We start from the raw sequence: 17,163 nt of genomic DNA, 5'->3' as shown, positions 1-17,163 counted from the left end.
GGGGGGGTGGGGGGGGGGGGGTGGGGGGTGGTGTCGGAGGGGGGGGGGGGGGGGGGGGGGGGGGGGGGGCGGGAGGAGGAAGGGGGGGGTTGTGCCTTCACCCCTCCGCCATGCTAGAGGAAATGGGCCCTCGAAGGGAGCCCCTGTCAGCGTTCTGGGCCGGGATTTTGCTCCGTCATTTCACTGTTTCCAGCGATGACTCTTCGCACATCGACATTGAGATCCTTTATGGTCGCACGGGCTCGCACCAGCAGATCTCGGTGCTCTTCGAGGGCAACCTTCTGCTCCTCGGTTTCCACAGCCTTCCAGCTTTCGAGGAACATCGAATCCTGCTTGCACCGGACATCGTCCTCGGCGGTGCGCACTTCTTCTGCTGACGGCTTGGTCAGATCGACCCACGAGGGCGGGGCGTCCTTCAGATTCCACGCCGGCTTCTCAATCACTTCTTCCGGGGTGTTGTAGCGGTACCCCGCTTCACTCATGCACTGGCTCCACTTCCGTGCAGCCCTCTTGACGATCTCGCTGTCGCGCGCTTCCTTCCAGGCCGACAACGCCACACGATCGACTTCGTCGGAGTAGGGGACGCTGAGCCCCTTCATGCCCAGAGTGCGATACGCGGAACCCCGGCACCCGCCCTGCGGGACCTTCTTTCCGCCACTTCGCGAGACCTCCCCGGTGTAGACCTTGCGCGTCTCCTCCGGTATGCCGGCCGTCCGCTCGCGTGACTTCTCACGGGCCTGACCGATCTCGGTCCAGCTCATTCCCTCGGGAGCCGGGGGGCTGTAGCCGAACTTGCCCACGAACCTCTCGTCCGCCACGCCATAACGGCGCGACGCCGCCGTGGCGGCGCCGGCTGGATCCACCGGTTCGGGCCAGGACCCACCGAATCCCTCGACACACTTCTTCGCAAGCACATAGATCGCGTCTTCAAAATCGTGCTTCTGTGCCTGAGTGAGGCTGTAGGTATCGAGCGGCAGTTCCGGTGCGGCGCCTCGGTAGAGCCCGGGCTCCGGCTTGATCGTCACAGCGGAAGAGGATGCTCCGCTATCCGGTGACTGGTCTGTGGTACACCCCGAAAGAACTGCTATAGCTGCGAGAAACAGTGTCGCTGTAGAACTTCTTTTCATGGAAAGTGACCTGCTCATCACCGATGCGTACAGAGAACTGCGGCCTGCTCCACAGAGCAGGCCGCAGTCGATGGTCTGTGTGCTACCTGTCAGTACGGGCAGGTGGAGTTGCTGGCAAAGCAGTGCGAGCTCCAGGAGTTGTCCTCGCTGAGGTCTCCCCAGTTCTCCTTGGTGCCGGGCGCCTGGCCCAGGCCCAGTCCGCTGTAGTTCGCGAACTGCCAGAAGTAGACACGGGTGTCCGGGTCACGGTTCCAGGTGGAGTTCACGGTGTTGTCGATGCCGACGTTGGTCCCGTAATACGTGCCGGTGTACGTCGGCTTGCTGTAGAGCGTGTCATAGACACGGCCCGTGGTATTCGAGGCGTCGTAGAGACAGACCTCACCGCCGTTCGAGCTTTCGCACACGCCGTTGTAGCTACCGGCGGAAGCAGTTCCGGAGAACACGCCGACAGCGAGAGATGCGGTCACTGCCGCAACGGAAAGACGACGGAGCACAGCCATTCAAGCCCCCGAGAATGTGAAGGGTCGGGTAAGGAATTGTGCAGCCCGACAATATGACAGGCCCCGACGCAAGATCAACCAATTTTCGAAAGCTCGTCCGAGATTCCCCTGGGGGTCGCACCCTTTTGTGCCTGAATGACCCGTCCTGAACTAAAGGAATCTACGGATCCGCATAATGCGGAATGCAAAATTCCTTATTCGCGGGAGTCAGACGTCACTGAAAATGGGTTCGAAGTTCCGGGCGGACATCAGCGAAAGCCGATCGCGCCCGCGTCACCGCAGTTCCTGCGGCGGCGTCCGCTGCTCGTCCACCTTCTCCACCCGCTCCAGCTCGCCCCACACGATGTACCGGTACCGGCTCGTGTACACCGGCGTGCACGTCGTCAGCGTGATGTAGCGGCCCGCCTTCGTCTTCCCCGACTCCTTCGGGACGGCGGACAGGACCTTGACGTTGTACTTCGAGGTCTCGGGAAGGATGCCGTAGACCTTGTAGACGTACCACTTGTCCTTCGTCTCGAAGACGATCGGGTCGCCCTTCTCGATCTTGTGGATGTTGTGGAACTCCGCTCCGTGACCGTCACGGTGGGCGGCGAGGGAGAAATTGCCCTTCTTCCCCGAGGACGGCAGGGTCGCCTTGACCGGGTCGGTGTAGTAGCCGGCGACGCCGTCGTTGAGGATCTTCGACGACGTGCCCTTCTCGACCAGGATGTCGTCCCCGCTCATCGAGGGCACGTGCAGGAAGCCGATGCCGTTCTTGGAGTCGAACTCCGCGGGACGACCGGAGTCCTCCTCGTCCTGGTGGGCCCAGATGTCACGGACCTTGTCGGCCTGCTTGCTCGCCTCACGGTCGGCGATGACGTTCGTCCACCACAGGGAGTAGACGACGAACAGGCCCAGTACCAGGCCCGCCGTGATGAGGAGTTCGCCGAACACGCTGACCGCCGTCGCGATCCGGCCCATGCCGCGGCGGCGGGGCGGGGGGCGCCGGGACGCGGGGGCCGCCGTGTGCTCTTCCGTACCGTCGGTGGTGGCTGCCACTTTTCAATCTGCCCTTAACTGACGAGCGCATCCGGCTTGCCCTTGCTGCGCGGCCGTTCCTCGACCATCTTGCCCCAGACGATCAACCGGTACTTGCTGGTGAACTCCGGCGTACACGTGGTGAGTGTGATGTAGCGGCCCGGACCGGTGAAACCCGACCCCGGCGGAACCGGCTCCAGCACGCTCACGTTGCTCGGCGACGTCACCGGGAGGATCGAGGCCATCTTGTACACGTAGTACTTGTCCTGCGTCTCCACGACGATCGCGTCGCCCTGGGCGAGCCGGTTGATGTACCGGAACGGTTCACCATGAGTGTTGCGATGCCCGGCCAGCCCGAAGTTGCCGGACTTGGCGTCCGGCATCGGCGTCTTCAGCTTGCCCTCGCCGTAGTGGCCGACCATGCCCCGGTCGAGCACCTTCTTGTTGCTGATGCCCTCGGCGATCGGGACCACGACATCCAGCTTGGGGATGTGCAGGATGGCGAAGCCCTGCCCCGGCTCGAAGCTCCCGGGGCTGCGCTTACCGCTCGCCCAGTCGTCCTGAAGGCTGCTGGCTTCCCTGTCCGCCTGCGCGTGCGCCCGGACGTTCGTCCACCACAGCTGGTAGCTCACGAACAGCAGCATCAGCACGCCGGTGGTGATGAACATCTCGCCGATCGCCCGGCTGGCGAGGACGCCCGGACTGGGCTTGCGCGCCTTGGCCTGCCTGCGTGCCTCCACGCGCGAAAGCGGGGCGTCGGAGCCCTCCGAACCCGTCTCGGCGGCCTCCGACGTCTCCCGGGAGCCCCCATGGCGCCCGTGACGCCGCTTGGCGGCCTTTCTGCGGGCCGCACGGCCACCCGTCGGGGTTCCTGTGGCGGAAGCGGCGGAAGAGGCGGCAGAAGCCGATATGGAGTCACCGGTGGGTGGCGGATCCGGTATCCGCAGAGCCACGGTCTCGTCGTCGGCGGGCGGTATGTACGGCTCCGCGTACGGCTCTTCGGATACCGCGGGTTCCTCAGCGCGGTGCCCATCGGCCCCGTATCCCCCCGCCCCGTACGCCTCGGTGCCGTAGATGTCACCGGCGTGGCCATGGCCGTCACTGCCGTAACCGTCGGCGCGGTGTCCCTCGGATACCTGCGCCCGCGCGACGTGGTCCTCCCCGCCGTACCACTCCCCGAGCGCACCGGGCCCCTCGTACGGCTGCTGGCCGTACGAGCCGCCCTGGTCGCCGGCGCCGCCGTAGGAGTCCGTGAAGGACTCCCCGTAGGAGGCGCCGGACTCGCGCTCGGGGCGCAGCGCGGTCACGCCGTGGCCCTGCCCACCACCGGGGCGAGCCCCGCCGACCTCGCCACCGCACCCTGATCGCCGCACTCCACCAGCCAGTTGGCCAGCATCTGGTGCCCGTGCTCGGTCAGTACCGACTCGGGATGGAACTGCACACCCTCGACGGGCAGTTCACGGTGGCGCAGACCCATGATGATGCCGTCGTGCGTACGCGCGGTCACCTCCAGCTCGGCCGGCACCGTCCCCGGCTCGGCCGCGAGCGAGTGGTAGCGGGTCGCCGTGAAGGGCGTCGGCAGACCCGCGAAGACGCCCTTGCCCCCGTGCTCGACCAGCGAGGTCTTGCCGTGCAGCAGCTCCGGCGCACGGTCCACGACACCGCCGTACGCCACCTGCATCGACTGCATGCCGAGACAGACGCCGAAGACGGGCACCCCGGTCGAGGCGCAGTGACGCACCATCTCGACGCAGACCCCGGCCTCCTCGGGCGTCCCCGGGCCCGGCGACAGCAGCACGCCGTCGAAGCCGTCCTGGGCGTGCGCGGTCGACACCTCGTCGTTGCGCAGCACCTCGCACTCGGCGCCCAGCTGGTAGAGGTACTGGACCAGGTTGAAGACGAAGCTGTCGTAGTTGTCCACGACGAGGATGCGCGCGCTCACTGGTTGTCCACCGTCACATCGTTGAAGGGCAGCAGCGGTTCGGCCCACGGGAAGACGTAGTTGAACAGGACGTAGACCACGGCCACGACCAGAGCGAGCGAGATCAGCGCCCTCACCCACGCACTCCCCGGCAGATGCCGCCAGATCCAGCCGTACATGCCGTCCCTTCCGTCGCACCACGGCACCAGACTCACGCCGTACAGCCAACAGACTAACGGCGCAACGCCTCCGGTTTCCCGGCCTCCACAGGCTGGGTGGAGTCCAGATGCGCCCACACGATCAGACGGTGGCTGTGCCCCCACTCCGGATCACACGTGGTCAGGGTCAGATAGCGGCCCTCACGCGTGTACCCCGACTTACGGGGCACAGCGTCGATCACCTCAATGTCCGCGGGCAGGGTTTTGTAGGGGCCTTTGTCGATCCGATACGTGAACCAGGTGGTCCCGTCGGTCAGGACCACGGCGTCACCGGGGCGCAGCCGCGGGAAGTCCTTGAAGGGATCGCCGTACGTACGCCGGTGGCCGGCGACCGAGAAGTTGCCCTTCTGGCCCAGCTGGGCGGTGGCCGCGTAGTGGCCGAGGCCCTTCTTGAGGGTCTTGGTGGCGGTGCCCTCGAGTACCGGCTTGTTCCACGTGAAACCAAGGCGCGGGATGTACATGATCGCGAAGGGCTTGTCCGCGGTGTAGGGGGCGGGCTTCGGCGGACCCGCCTGCGTGCCCTCGCCCTGACCGGCCTCGCTGCCGGGAGCCGCGGCTGTCGGGCGAACAGCCCCCTGTGCCCACTGCTCCTGTAACCGGTCGATCTGGTCGTCCATGACGTGGTCGGCCTTCACGCCGGTCCAGAACAGCACATAGACGACGAACAGGACGATGACGGTGCCGACGGTGATGCACAGTTCGCTGACGGTCCTGACGACGACGCGCACCGGCAGCTCCAGAGAGGCTCACTCCACGGGCTTGGCGTACTCCAGATCCACTGTGCCGGAGTAACCCGGCAGAGTCACCGTCCCGTCCTCGGTGACTTTCCAGCCGAGGCCGTAGACGTTGACGTAGACCATGTAGTTCTGGATCGCCTTCGAGGCAGCGAGCGCCTGCTGCATCCTCTCCGGGTCACCGACCGCCGTGATCTTGTACGGCGGTGAGTAGACCCGGCCCTGGAGGATCAGGGTGTTGCCCACGCAGCGCACCGCGCTGGTGGAGATCAGCCGCTGGTCCATGACCTTGATGCCCTTGGCGCCGCTCTGCCACAGCGCGTTCACCACGGCCTGGAGGTCCTGCTGGTGGATCACCAGGTAGTCGGGCTGCGGCTCGGGATATCCGGGCAGCTTGGCGGTGGCGTCCGGCGGGGCGTCGTTGAGCGTGACCGAGATCGCCTCGCCCGACAGCTTCTGCGTCCCCGCGTTCTTCTCCAGCGCCGCCAGCTTGGCGTCCTCGGCCTTGGTACTGCCGTCGTCGCGCTCGGCCAGCGCCTCCACGTCGTCACGCAGGACCGCGTTGGACTCGTTGAGCTGGCCGTTCTTGTGGCTGCGCTCCTGGATGAGGTCCGAAAGCTTCAGCAACGAGGCGTCCGTGCGGATGTTGGTGCCCTTGGCCGTGTTGAAACTGGTGAAGAAAATGAGCCCGGCGAGAGCGAAGACGGCCGCGGTCAACACCCGCACCGGCCGAAATCGGCCACGGACAGGACTGGATCCCGTCCCGGGGGAGTCGGCAGAATTGCTCAACGTACCCTTATCTCCTTCGGCGCCGCGGAAGCACTACGCTAACGGACGCCCGGGGGAGCAATCAGAGTCCCCTTGTACGCTGCCCCCGAGCCAGCCACAGTTCCCTGCGCGGCCACGCAGCGCATCGACAGGAGAGACCCTCGTGCCGAAGTCACGTATCCGCAAGAAGGCCGACTACACGCCGCCGTCGTCGAAGCAGGCGACCGCCATCAAGCTGAACAGCCGCGCCTGGGTCGCGCCCGTGATGCTGGCCATGTTCCTCATCGGTCTGGCCTGGATCGTCGTCTTCTACGTGACCGACGGTTCGCTGCCCATCGACGCTCTGGGCAACTGGAACATCGTGGTGGGCTTCGGCTTCATCGCCGCCGGATTCGGCGTCTCCACGCAGTGGAAGTAGCCGCCGAACGGGCGGTCACTTCGCGGTGAACGCAGCTCTGCCCAGGGCTATCCGCTGAGTTATCCACAGCCGTTTTCCACAGTGTTGAAAAAGAAAGACGATCTGTGGATAACTCATCGAAGGTTGACGCCGGTGTGACGGAAGTACCGGTCGGACACCCGTAACCGAAAACCTGTTCGCCCCCTGTCTGACCTGCGGAAACGCGGGTCGCTGACAGGGGGCACAGTTGTTCCCGCACAGTGTGCACAAGATCCGGCACCCGCTGTGGACAACAGCGGGGCTCACGTGGAAGAAGGCCGCGCTCAGGTGAGCTGGGCAGTCCTGAGCAGGGTCAGCAGGACCACGACGGCCAGTACGAGCGCGGACGTGCCGTACTGCACGAGAGCGCGGTGCTCGCGGGGGGCGTGGACCATCGCGTAACCCGTGATGACACCGGCGACGAGGCCACCGATGTGGGCCTGCCAGGAGATGTTGAACCCCGGGCTGAAGGTGAAGATCAGGTTGATCACCAGCAGGGCGATGATCGGCCGCATGTCGTAGTTGAGCCGCCGCATCAGCACGGCGGTGGCGCCGAACAGGCCGAAGACGGCACCGGAGGCGCCGAGTGTGGCCGTGGCCGGAGGGGTCAGCAGATAGGCAAGGGCACTGCCCGCCAGACCCGAGACGAGATAGACCGTGAGATAGCGGGCTCGGCCGAGGGCCGCTTCGAGGGGGCCGCCGAGGAACCACAGGCTGAGCATGTTGAAGCCGATGTGCCACGGCGCCTCGTGCGTGAACATCGAGGTGACCAGGCGGTACCACTCGCCTCCCGCGACGCCCTCGGTGGGCGTGTACGGCGCCGGCGGCCATGCGCCGCGGAGGACAAGGTCGTTCAGGAGTGCGTTGCTGGTCTGGACGGCGATGAAGACCGCCAGGTTGATCCCGATGAGGATCTTGGTGAGCAGGCGGGGGTCGGCGGTGACGGTGCCCCCGGCGATGGTGCGGGGGCGGGAGGCGCTGGGAGCATGTCCGGTACCGGAGCCGCCGCGGACGCAGTCGGGGCACTGGAAGCCGACGGAAGCGCTGACCATGCATTCGGGGCAGATCGGACGCTCGCAGCGGGTGCAGCGGATGCCGGTCTCGCGGTCCGCGTGGCGGTAGCAGACGGGCAGGCTCTGGGCGTCCTGCGGGCTGCCTGCCGGCTGGTCCATGAGGTCCCCTAGGTCGTCGTACGCGATGCGCGTCCCAGCACACCGCCCCGCTCATCCTTACGGACGAGCGGGGCGTTTGGTTCCCTGCGGGAGGTGTCGGACTCAGCCTTCGCGGGTCTCGACGACGACCGACTCGATGACGATGTCCTTCACCGGGCGGTCGGTGCGCGGGTTGGTCTGTACGGTCGCGATGGCGTCGATGACCTTCTGGCTGGCGGGGTCGGTGACCTCGCCGAAGATCGTGTGCTTGCGGTTCAGCCAGGTCGTCGGGGAGACGGTGAGGAAGAACTGGGAGCCGTTGGTGCCTGGTCCGGCGTTGGCCATGGCGAGCAGGTACGGCTTGTCGAAGCGGAGGTCCGGGTGGAACTCGTCCTGGAACTGGTAGCCGGGGCCGCCGGTGCCGTTGCCCAGGGGGTCACCGCCCTGGATCATGAAGCCGCTGATGACGCGGTGGAAGACCGTGCCGTCGTAGAGCTTGGCCGTGGACTTCTCCCCGGTGGTGGGGTTCGTCCACTCACGCTCGCCCTGGGCGAGTTCGACGAAGTTCTTGACCGTGATCGGCGTGTGGTTCGGGAAGAGCCGGACCTCGATGTCGCCTTGGTTGGTCTTCAGGGTGGCGTACAGCTGCTCGGCCACGATCTGCCTTCCGTTGTCTTCCTGTGACCCCCCGATCCTCGCACGGACCGCGTCGCCCGTCGCCCGGCACTCGTTCACCCGCACGCAACCGGGCTGATTGCTTGCAGAAAACCCATCGAGTCGGTCCGTGGCGGGGGCGAGACGGAGAGAACCGTGGCATTGTCGACGACAAGCCACCGTTGCCCCGCATTGGTCCGTTATTGCACTTGATCAAGCACATCGGCACCCATATGCCCGCCCTCACATGCCGCAAAGTGGTCCGACAGGCATGATCCGTAAAAGGGTGGAAAGTCGAAATACCGTACGCCACCGAGGAGGAGGAACCCGTGACCCGCATCGACAGCGTGCGCGCCGCGACCGGCTCGGCGAAGGACAGCGTGCTGCACGCCGCGGAAGTGGTGGCGCCCTACGCCGACACCGCCAGGGACAGGGCCACGCACTACGCACACGAGGCACGCGTACGGCTCGCGCCGAAGATGACGCAGGCCACCGAGCAGGCCCGTACACATGTGCCGCCGAAGGTCGACCACGCCGCCCATGAGGCTGCCGTCCGCACCCGTAAGGCTGCCCGGCAGGCCGCCGACTACTCCCGACCAAGGCTGGAGCAGGCGGTGGCCGCGGCCGGGCCCGTCAGGGACGAGGCCACCGCGCGCGGTGTCGCCGCTATGGCCGCGCTACGCGGTCAGGTCTCGCCGAAGGAGATCCAGAAGCTGGTCCGCAAGCATCAGCGGCGTGCCAAGGCCGGCCGTGCCGCGAAGGTGCTGGCGGTGCTCGGCGTCCTCGCGGGCGGCACTTTCGCCGCCTGGAGGTGGTGGGACAAGCAGGCCAACCCTGACTGGCTGGTCGAGCCTCCCGCCGCGACCGAGGTTCCCGAGTCGGGCCATCTCACGTCGGTGGACGGCAGCGGCCAGTCCGTCCTCGACCCCGAGGTCCAGGCGAAGGAAGCCGAGGAGGAGGCCGCCCGGCGCGACGACGGCCGGTGATGTGAGGGCGGGGATGTGGGGGCCGGGGATGACCCGGAAGTCGAATTGTGGTGGGGGGGGGGGGGTTTGGGGTTCCCCCCCCCCACAGCGATGTTTCACGTGGAACATCGGCCGTGTCCGTGGCCGTACCGCGCCCGCGGCGCCATCCCGGCGAGTGTTTACGCCCTTCCGCACGATGACGTTTGCAACGGCCCGCGTGTGCAAGTCCCGCACAGATTTCCCTGACGGACCGCGTCTTTCCGATTACCCGATTGCGTTAGTGCCAGCTCACACAAGGCCTCCATGCCCTGGAGCACCCCTGACATCCTCCCGACCAGCTCCGCGACCACCCTGCGGGCTCCGCCCACCTCGCCCGTTTGCGCAAATATCTGCAATGGCACCACTGGCCACCCGCGTGACGCACGTCACTCAGCGAGATGCGTCCACTGGAGTCCGGGCATGCAAAGACCGGCCAGAGGCCACGAGGCGTCTGACCGGTCCGAGGTGTGGAGCCTAGGGGAGTCGAACCCCTGACATCTGCCATGCAAAGACAGCGCTCTACCAACTGAGCTAAGGCCCCGGAAGAGGTGCGTCCGACGGAAGAACCACGTACCGACGGGCGTCGCAGACCAGAGTACCGGGTCGTCCCCCGTATCTCGCAAAAAGATTGGGGGTCCCGATGAACGACCACTCTCCGTAAGATGCTCGGCGTGGTTCGCTACAGCGAACCACAGTTTTTGGGGAAGCGATGGGGAGACGCAATGGACGCCGCACAGCAGGAAGCCACCGCAAGAGCGCGGGATCTGCAGCGGAACTGGTACGGGGAGCCGCTGGGGACGCTCTTCCGTAAGCTCATCGACGATCTTGGTCTCAACCAGGCTCGTCTCGCGGGGGTACTGGGCCTGTCCGCACCGATGCTGTCGCAGCTGATGAGCGGTCAGCGGGCGAAGATCGGCAATCCCGCCGTGGTCCAGCGGGTGCAGCTGCTGCAGGACCTGGCGGGGCAGGTCGCGGACGGCAGCGTGAGCGCGGCGGAGGCCACCGAGCGCATGGAAGAGATCAAGAAGTCACAGGGGGGCTCGGTGTTGAGCAACACGACGCAGACGACGAGCAGTTCGGGCGCGCCCACGGTCAAGCGGGTGGTCCGTGAGATCCAGTCGCTGCTGCGGTCGGTCGCGGCCGCGGGAGACATCATCGAGGCGGCGGACACTCTCGCCCCCAGCCACCCGGAACTGGCAGAGTTCCTCCGGGTGTACGGCGCCGGCCGCACCTCCGACGCGGTCACGCACTACCAGTCCCACCAGAGCTGACCCCGAGGCCCGGTCGCCGAAGGGGGTTCGGCGACCGGGCCGACGGCCTACGTCCTGAGCGGCACGAGGGGTCGTGCCGCTCATCGGCTGGGTCACGCGGGTCCGCCCGCGCGCGGGCTGATCACGACGGGCACGACGAGGGTGTGTCTCTGTCCGTGGAAGGCACGAACGCGGTTCAGCGAGGGGGAGTCGTATCGCTCGTCGAGGGGGAGGCAAGGGGGTAACCGAAGGGGGAGGAGCGACGCACAACCATGGGTGAGGTCTTCGCCGGCCGGTACGAACTGGTCGACCCGATCGGGCGCGGCGGCGTCGGTGCCGTCTGGCGTGCCTGGGACCACCGCCGTCGGCGGTATGTGGCCGCCAAGGTGCTCCAGCAGAGCGACGCGCACTCGCTGCTGCGATTCGTCCGTGAACAGGCCCTCCGGATCGATCACCCCCATGTGCTCGCCCCCGCCAGCTGGGCCGCCGACGACGACAAGGTCCTGTTCACCATGGACCTGGTGGCCGGCGGTTCGCTGGTCCATCTCGTCGGCGACTACGGCCCCTTGCCGACCTCTTTCGTCTGCACGCTCCTCGACCAACTCCTCGCGGGGCTGGCCGCGGTGCACGCGGAGGGTGTCGTCCACCGTGACATCAAGCCCGCCAACCTGCTCCTCGAAGCCACCGGCACCGGCCGGCCTCGGCTGCGCCTGTCCGACTTCGGCATCGCCATGCGGCTGGGTGAGCCCCGCCTGACCGAGACCAACCTCGTGGTGGGAACCCCTGGCTATCTCGCGCCCGAGCAACTCATGGGTGCGGAACCGGACTTCCCCGCCGACCTGTTCGCCGTGGGACTCGTCGCCCTGTATCTGCTGGAAGGCGCCAAGCCTGACGTAAAAGCGCTCGTGCAGTACTTCGCCGAGCACGGAACTCCCGGTGCGCCCACGGGCATTCCCGAACCGCTGTGGCAGGTCGTGGCCTCGCTGTTGCAGCCGGATCCGCAGGCGCGGTTCCGCTCTGCCACAGGGGCGCGCAAGGCCCTCGCCTCGGCCGCCGAGCTGCTGCCGGAGCCCGGTCCCGACGACGAGCTCATCGAGATCTTCGACCAGATCGGGCCCCTGCCCACGGGGTTCGAGGCGGGCGGGCCGCTGAAACGCGCGCCTGGAGTCGATGGGGACACGGGTGGCCGGCGGCAGTTCGGCGCGGGCTCGGGGACCTCCGGGTCCTGGCCTACGGGCACCGGGTCGATGGCGCCCGGCACCGGTTCCTCGGCCGCCGGCACCGACTCGGCACCGAGGGCCACCGCATCGAGTGATCCGCGCCAGGGCGTGGCCGCGTCGGCCCCGGCCTCCGAGGAATCGTCCGTCTCCTCGCGGTCCGGCCCCGGGGATGGACGCCCCAACATGTCGGACACCGGCAGCTTCCAGCTGCCGCCTCCGCAGGCCACCGCCTCCTCCCCGCAGACTCGGACACCCCCGCCCCCGCCACCGGCACAGCCGCCCCCGGCACAGGCACAGGCACGCGTGCAGAGCCATGCACAGGGCCAGGCTCACCAGGACGCGCAGCATCGCGCGCCCCTCACCTCCCCCTACGACACCACTCATGTCCTGTCCTCCTCCCCACCACGCGCACCGCAGTACCCGACCCAGCCCCCGACGCCGGTGCAACACCAACGCGTCGATGCCTCTACTGCCTCGTACACCGCTCAGAACCCGCAGGTTCCACTTTCGGCGCCCTCGAACGCGCAGCCGCACCGACGCGGCGGCCACCGCGCCGCCCGCCGCCGGGCCCATGGCCTCGCACGGCGCCGTCCCGGCCCGCCCGCCAAGGTGGCCGTACCGCTCCTGCTGCTGGCGCTGGCCTGCTACGCCGTGGGTTTCTGGGCGCTGACCCGCATCTGAGGCGCGCCGCGGGCCCGCCGTTGCTAGAGGGCTCCAGCCCTCCGCCGCGCCACCACCGTCCACACCCCCAGCACCACCAGCACCGCGGTCCCCGCGCCGATCCCGCTCACCGCGAGCACGGTCATGGCAGCGTCACCGCCGCTCCCGGACCCGGCCCCGCCTCCAGTGGCAGCCCAATCGCCTGTGCCGGCCTGAATGACGTCCCGCGGCTCAGGCACCCCCGCGTAGGCGGGACCGGGCTGCGCCGCGCCCTCCAACCGCACGCGCAACGTCAGCCGGAACGGCCCCTCGCCGTACTTCTCGGCGACCTCTGCCGCGAGGTGCACGACGAGGTAGTAGGAACCGGCGAACCGCATCGCGCTGAGCGGGGCGGGTCCGGCGTACCGGTTCTCGTACGTGACCGGCGGCAGGGGATCGAGTTCGGCGCTCTTCTGCCGGCCGTCGTAGGTGGCGCTCGCGTCGTCGACGAAGCCGTGCACGGGGTTGTAGAGCGAGAGGTTCAGGGCGCCGCCTGTGTTGCCGTAGCCGCTGTTCGAGCTGCCCAGTTCGGCGGTGGCGTACAGCTGGCGTCCCCAGTCGAGCGGCACCTTGTAGAAGAGCGTCCGGCCGGGCTCGACGTCGGCGCTCCAGACGCCGTTGCCGACGGCTTCCGCCGAGGCGAAGCCGGAGCCGCCCTCACGGGGGACGGCCTCACCGGTGAGGGGGGCCGGCGAGGCGGAGTCCCAGGCCCCGGGGGCCGTCGTCGCGCCGGTCTGCCTCAGGGGCGGCTCCGAGGTCGCGAAGAGCTCCAGGTCCCAGGTGCCCGGCGCGGAAGTCGCCGTACTGACGCGCTCGACGATCACGTAGTAGGTGCCCTCGGTCGTGCAGCGCGACCGCTTGACGGAAACCTCGCGCGCGCCCCACGCCGCGATCGGGCGCGGTGTGCTGACGATGCCGAAGGTCTTGGTGCCGGAGGAACAGGAGCGGCCGTCGGAGTCCTCCACGGAGACCTTGATCCCGTCGCCCGGACGAATGGTGCTGCCGGGGGCGGGGATGGCGGTCGCGGAGACGTACACGTCGGAGACGGCGTCGAGTTCGAGGCTGTAGTACGTCCTCGCGTCGCTCGGCAGCGAGCTGCGGTACGTCGCGCCGGGGGTGAGGGATGCGGCGTCCGCGGTGCCCGACGCACCGGTGACGGACCGGGCGTCCGGCGCGAAGGCGTAAGGAGTGGGCGTCGCGGCCGCGAGTGCCGCCCCGCCCGGCAGGGCAGCCGACGCGCACAGCAGCAGCGCCCCTACGACGGCCACGCGCGCGCGTGCCGGGAGACGACCGCGCCGCACCCTCGCCCGGCGCCACCGCGCCGTACGCCGCCTCATCACGCGCCACCCCTCGTCGCCGCCGGACCATGGACCGTCGCCCATCCTGCCCAGCCCGGCCGCTCGCCACCCACCCAATCCGTACGACCGTCCGATACGCCCGTCTCTAAGGCCTCCGAGCGGCTCCCGCAACTCGACGGCGTGACGCTCCGCGGCCCCGACGACACCAGGACGAGGAGCGCACACGCACTCCAGGCACACAAAAACCCCGACCGCTGGGCGGCCGGGGTCTGCTTCAGATTCCGATGTGGTGACTCACGAACCCGTGGGCACGGAGTCAGTCGCCTCCGTCCACAGATCCTGCTCGGCGCGATCCGCCTGGATCTGGCGGTACACGAGGAGCCCGCCGATGGCGGCCAGTGCGACCAGGAGAAGCTTCTTCACCGTGCGACCTCGTCTTTCCTTGACGTAGGGGACCTCTGGCGCCCGACTATACACACCGACCGATACCGATCGGTGACCTGCGTGGGCGCTCAACTTCCGTCCGGAACACCGCAGTAGAAGCGGATGACATCGCTCCGATCGGAGGGTGATCACACCCCGACAGAGGGTGACTTCGCTCTCCTTCCTCCGCCTTTCCGCTCTCTTCGCGCTTCTTGCGCCCATTCGAGTGGTGTTCATCTGAAGATCGCCGCGTCACGGGCGTCGGTCCATGACTTCTCGGCCCCCATACACATCATGAGGAAAGTACGCAAATCGCCCAACCCGAAAGTGAGGGGCCATGACCCGAAACACGGTCATGAAGCTGTGGACCACCATCGTCACCGCCTTCCTCGCGCTGTTCACGGCGCTCGGCTTCGTCTCGACCACCTCCGCCGCGGCGGTACCGCACACCGAGACGTCGCGCAAGAGCAACAGCGACGACAAGGACCGCAGCGCGGAGCTGACGGTGCCGGCGATGCCCCAATGGGCCTGGTCCTATGCGAGGGCACTGCCACCCACGATGAAGCAGCGCATCCGGGCCGAGGCCCACGGCAAGACCCCCGGCTGCCGACACCGCCCCCTCACGGACACGGAAGCGGACGCGGCCGCCCCCGGCTCGACCACCCCTGGCTCGGCCACCTCCGGCTCGGCCCCACGGGAGTGCGCTCACGCCGGCTCCTCGGGGCAACCACTGGTCCCGCACCAGCGTTGAACCGACGGCTCGCCCTGAGCCGTCACCCCTTGACCCAAAGCGCGAAGCCTGTTGATTCCAGACCGCTCGGTCACAGCGAGCTTGCTTACCCAGTACGACTCTTGCCGTACCGCTTTGCCATACCGCTCATGCAGCACCGCTCATGACGACGGCCCCTATGGCGTGCTTCATCCCTCTTGGACGATGTGCCGGAGATAGGCCCACGGATCGTTGAGGTAACGCCGCCAGTGGTCGACGATTTCCAGATCCCGCCAGCCGGCGGGACGCATTCCGTGGTCGCCCACCTCGATGATCTCGGCGCCGGGCAGCGCCGTCAGCACGGGTGAGTGCGTGGCGCAGATGATCTGCGCACCGGAACGCCCCAGTTCGTGCAGATGCCCGACGAGTTGAAGACAGGAAGCGAAGGACAGCGCGGCCTCGGGCTCGTCCAGGACATACAGCCCTGGCTCCCGGAACCGCTCCCGGAAGGCCATCAGAAAGCCTTCGCCGTGGCTCATCTCGTCCGCGGCCCCGGACAGCCTTCCCGACTCCTGCTCCCGGCCCAGCGCGTCCAGCGCGGTCTCCGCCCGCAGAAAGAAGCCTCTGCGGCGCGTCCGAGGCCCCCGCAGCATACGACGGCCGGCCGGCGTCGCCTCGAACCGCATCCGCCCGCCCAGCTCCGACGGCTCACGCCGACTCGCGTACTTGTAGCCCGCGGATCCGCCCCAGGAGTCCAGGCCGAACCCCTCCGCCAGCGCCTCGACGAGGGTCGACTTGCCCGAGCCGTTCTCCCCCACCAGGAACGTCACCGGCGCGGTGAACTTCAGGCCGTCGTCCAGCAGCTGCCGCACGCACGGCACCGACCACGGCCACGGGTCGCCTTCCTCCAGCTCGCCCTCGGCGACATGCGCGTATGCCCGTTCGACGATCATTGCGTCAGGCTCTCATCCGGCACTGACAACCGGACATGCGAAGACCCCCGATCCGAGTGGACCGGGGGTCTTTTCGCTGGTGGGGCTAACAGGATTTGAACCTGTGGCCTCATCCTTATCAGGGATGCGCTCTAACCAACTGAGCTATAGCCCCGCCGCGCTCTGCGGTGTGTGTGCCGCGCGCTGACTCCTGAAGATTAGCGCACGACCGGGGCAGTCCCAAAATCGGTTGTCGGGGGGCGGTCAGCCGCCGTTTAGCAGCAGGTCACTCGTCCTCGGCCAGCGTCAGCTCGACGCCACCCACGAAGCCGGCGGAGAGGTTGTAGATGAACGCGCCGAGGGTCGCCAGCGCGGTCGCGAGGACGACGTCGATGACCGCGATGATCGACGTGAACATCAGGACGTGCGGCAGCGACAGGAAGGACTGGAGGTCGAAGCCGTTCGACTCGTTCGAGCCGGTCGCCTCGGAGATCGTTCCGCCGACCGTCGAGAAGACGCCCATCGCGTCCATGACCATCCAGAGCACCGCGGACGCGACGATCGTGCAGATGCCCAGCGCGATGGAGAGCAGGAAGCTGACCTTCATCACCGACCACGGGTCGGCCTTGGCCACACGCAGACGCGCCTTGCGGGTGCGGGGCGTCGTGCTCGCTCCTGTGCGCGGCCGACGTGCGGCGCTCGCCGGAGCGGGCGTCTGGTAGGCCTGCGGCGGGTGGTAGGGCCCGGCGGGCTGCTGCGCCTGCCGCTCCCCGGGCAGCGGCGACGCAGGCGCCGCGGGGGCCCCCTGCTGCGCCCCCGTGGGGGCCGGCTGTGGCTGCGGCTGGGCGCCCGGACCTGCCGAGCCCGCGCCGGCCGCGTACTGCTGGGGCTGCGAGCCTCGGGTGTCCGTCACGTTTCCCCCCTGGGATCCAGGTGCGCCCGACGAGGGCGAGTCCTTCGCCGGCGACTTGATCGCCTTCAGCTGGGTGGTGTGCGTGTCCGCCGCACGCGCGGCGGAGCCACGGCCCCCGCCGTCCGTCTCCTTACCGGTCGTAGAACCGGCCGAGGTTCCGGACGACCCGGCGCCCGTGGCTCCGCTCAC

General features: G+C 68.0%; 19 protein-coding genes and 2 tRNA genes. 5 read left to right on the top strand and 16 right to left on the bottom strand.

The annotated features are described in order from the left end of the window. Nucleotides 1-146: 146 nt before the first annotated feature. The 8 genes from ACFU95_RS22690 to ACFU95_RS22655 all read right to left on the bottom strand — a co-directional run bounded on the left by ACFU95_RS22690 (nt 147) and on the right by ACFU95_RS22655 (nt 6,306). Nucleotides 147-1,025, bottom strand: coding sequence for a hypothetical protein (locus ACFU95_RS22690; RefSeq protein WP_383830443.1), 879 nt, complete (start codon nt 1,023-1,025; stop codon nt 147-149). Between the two features lie 191 nt (nt 1,026-1,216). Then, nucleotides 1,217-1,594, bottom strand: a complete 378-nt coding sequence (locus tag ACFU95_RS22685; protein ID WP_383830440.1) for a peptidase inhibitor family I36 protein — start codon at nt 1,592-1,594, stop codon at nt 1,217-1,219. 306 nt (nt 1,595-1,900) lie between these two features. Beyond that, entirely contained in the window at nt 1,901-2,665 is a 765-nt protein-coding gene (locus ACFU95_RS22680) for a class E sortase (protein WP_383830437.1), read from the bottom strand. 14 nt (nt 2,666-2,679) lie between these two features. After that, on the bottom strand, nt 2,680-3,951 hold the full coding sequence (locus ACFU95_RS22675; RefSeq protein WP_383830434.1) for a class E sortase: 1,272 nt from the start codon (nt 3,949-3,951) through the stop codon (nt 2,680-2,682). After that, nucleotides 3,948-4,586 carry an aminodeoxychorismate/anthranilate synthase component II gene (locus tag ACFU95_RS22670; RefSeq protein WP_383830431.1) on the bottom strand — a complete coding sequence of 213 codons (639 nt, stop codon included), beginning with the start codon at nt 4,584-4,586 and terminating at the stop codon, nt 3,948-3,950. Before ACFU95_RS22670 ends, ACFU95_RS22675 begins: the two co-directional genes overlap by 4 nt. After that, complete coding sequence (locus ACFU95_RS22665) at nt 4,583-4,780, bottom strand: hypothetical protein (protein ID WP_383830475.1); 198 nt, start codon at nt 4,778-4,780, stop codon at nt 4,583-4,585. Before ACFU95_RS22665 ends, ACFU95_RS22670 begins: the two co-directional genes overlap by 4 nt. 17 nt (nt 4,781-4,797) lie before the next feature. Continuing rightward, a complete protein-coding gene (locus ACFU95_RS22660) occupies nt 4,798-5,511 on the bottom strand; it encodes a class E sortase (protein WP_383830428.1) in 714 nt (237 codons plus the stop codon). An 18-nt stretch (nt 5,512-5,529) separates the two neighbouring features. Next, complete coding sequence (locus ACFU95_RS22655; protein WP_383830425.1) at nt 5,530-6,306, bottom strand: DUF881 domain-containing protein; 777 nt, start codon at nt 6,304-6,306, stop codon at nt 5,530-5,532. A 142-nt stretch (nt 6,307-6,448) separates the two neighbouring features. Here ACFU95_RS22655 and crgA point away from each other — a divergent pair, with 142 nt between their 5' ends. Beyond that, the gene (gene crgA, locus ACFU95_RS22650; RefSeq protein WP_062145592.1) at nt 6,449-6,703 is read left to right on the top strand and encodes a cell division protein CrgA; all 255 of its coding nucleotides are present in this window, start codon (nt 6,449-6,451) and stop codon (nt 6,701-6,703) included. A gap of 302 nt (nt 6,704-7,005) precedes the next feature. Here crgA and ACFU95_RS22645 read toward each other — a convergent pair whose 3' ends face one another. Continuing rightward, nucleotides 7,006-7,893 (bottom strand): rhomboid family intramembrane serine protease, encoded by an 888-nt coding sequence (locus ACFU95_RS22645; RefSeq protein WP_383830421.1) that lies wholly within the window; start codon nt 7,891-7,893, stop codon nt 7,006-7,008. 102 nt (nt 7,894-7,995) lie between these two features. Continuing rightward, a complete protein-coding gene (locus ACFU95_RS22640; protein WP_383830418.1) occupies nt 7,996-8,529 on the bottom strand; it encodes a peptidylprolyl isomerase in 534 nt (177 codons plus the stop codon). 326 nt (nt 8,530-8,855) lie between these two features. Between ACFU95_RS22640 and ACFU95_RS22635 the strand changes: the two genes are divergently transcribed. Next, nucleotides 8,856-9,512, top strand: a complete 657-nt coding sequence (locus tag ACFU95_RS22635; protein ID WP_383830414.1) for a DUF5324 family protein — start codon at nt 8,856-8,858, stop codon at nt 9,510-9,512. A 486-nt stretch (nt 9,513-9,998) separates the two neighbouring features. On the opposite strand, the gene ACFU95_RS22630 is transcribed toward ACFU95_RS22635, so the two are convergent. Beyond that, nucleotides 9,999-10,071: transfer RNA gene (locus ACFU95_RS22630), tRNA-Ala, on the bottom strand. A gap of 181 nt (nt 10,072-10,252) precedes the next feature. Between ACFU95_RS22630 and ACFU95_RS22625 the strand changes: the two genes are divergently transcribed. Continuing rightward, nucleotides 10,253-10,801 (top strand): DNA-binding protein, encoded by a 549-nt coding sequence (locus tag ACFU95_RS22625; protein ID WP_383830411.1) that lies wholly within the window; start codon nt 10,253-10,255, stop codon nt 10,799-10,801. Nucleotides 10,802-11,052: 251 nt separating this feature from the next. After that, entirely contained in the window at nt 11,053-12,681 is a 1,629-nt protein-coding gene (locus ACFU95_RS22620; RefSeq protein ID WP_383830408.1) for a serine/threonine-protein kinase, read from the top strand. A 23-nt stretch (nt 12,682-12,704) separates the two neighbouring features. Here the strand turns inward: ACFU95_RS22620 and ACFU95_RS22615 are convergent, their stop codons facing one another. Together ACFU95_RS22615 and ACFU95_RS22610 are read right to left on the bottom strand one after the other, a co-directional pair. After that, nucleotides 12,705-14,036, bottom strand: coding sequence for a hypothetical protein (locus tag ACFU95_RS22615; protein WP_383830406.1), 1,332 nt, complete (start codon nt 14,034-14,036; stop codon nt 12,705-12,707). Between the two features lie 255 nt (nt 14,037-14,291). Beyond that, nucleotides 14,292-14,420, bottom strand: coding sequence for a DLW-39 family protein (locus ACFU95_RS22610; protein WP_003999697.1), 129 nt, complete (start codon nt 14,418-14,420; stop codon nt 14,292-14,294). A 337-nt stretch (nt 14,421-14,757) separates the two neighbouring features. On the opposite strand from ACFU95_RS22610, the gene ACFU95_RS22605 reads away from it, so the two are divergent. Next, nucleotides 14,758-15,171, top strand: coding sequence for a DUF6344 domain-containing protein (locus ACFU95_RS22605; protein ID WP_383830403.1), 414 nt, complete (start codon nt 14,758-14,760; stop codon nt 15,169-15,171). 167 nt (nt 15,172-15,338) lie between these two features. Here ACFU95_RS22605 and ACFU95_RS22600 read toward each other — a convergent pair whose 3' ends face one another. From ACFU95_RS22600 to ACFU95_RS22590, 3 genes are all read right to left on the bottom strand, one after another. Then, nucleotides 15,339-16,082, bottom strand: a complete 744-nt coding sequence (locus ACFU95_RS22600) for an ATP-binding cassette domain-containing protein (protein ID WP_383830400.1) — start codon at nt 16,080-16,082, stop codon at nt 15,339-15,341. Nucleotides 16,083-16,159: 77 nt separating this feature from the next. Next, nucleotides 16,160-16,236: transfer RNA gene (locus tag ACFU95_RS22595), tRNA-Ile, on the bottom strand. Between the two features lie 111 nt (nt 16,237-16,347). Further along, a complete protein-coding gene (locus tag ACFU95_RS22590; RefSeq protein ID WP_383830397.1) occupies nt 16,348-17,163 on the bottom strand; it encodes a DUF3566 domain-containing protein in 816 nt (271 codons plus the stop codon).

Source organism: Streptomyces sp. NPDC057623 (genome assembly GCF_042800355.1).
In the GTDB taxonomy this organism is placed as follows: domain Bacteria; phylum Actinomycetota; class Actinomycetes; order Streptomycetales; family Streptomycetaceae; genus Streptomyces.
Note: the sequence above shows the minus strand (reverse complement) of the source record. Positions and strands in the feature narration are given on the sequence as shown.

Bases quoted from the DNA above. Each gene is read 5' to 3' on its own strand.
- ACFU95_RS22645 (WP_383830421.1), bottom strand. From the start codon at position 7,893: ATGGACCAGCCGGCAGGCAGCCCGCAGGACGCCCAGAGCCTGCCCGTC.
- ACFU95_RS22625 (WP_383830411.1), top strand. From the start codon at position 10,253: ATGGACGCCGCACAGCAGGAAGCCACCGCAAGAGCGCGGGATCTGCAG.
- ACFU95_RS22620 (WP_383830408.1), top strand. From the start codon at position 11,053: ATGGGTGAGGTCTTCGCCGGCCGGTACGAACTGGTCGACCCGATCGGG.
- ACFU95_RS22615 (WP_383830406.1), bottom strand. From the start codon at position 14,036: ATGAGGCGGCGTACGGCGCGGTGGCGCCGGGCGAGGGTGCGGCGCGGT.
- ACFU95_RS22605 (WP_383830403.1), top strand. From the start codon at position 14,758: ATGACCCGAAACACGGTCATGAAGCTGTGGACCACCATCGTCACCGCC.
- ACFU95_RS22600 (WP_383830400.1), bottom strand. From the start codon at position 16,082: ATGATCGTCGAACGGGCATACGCGCATGTCGCCGAGGGCGAGCTGGAG.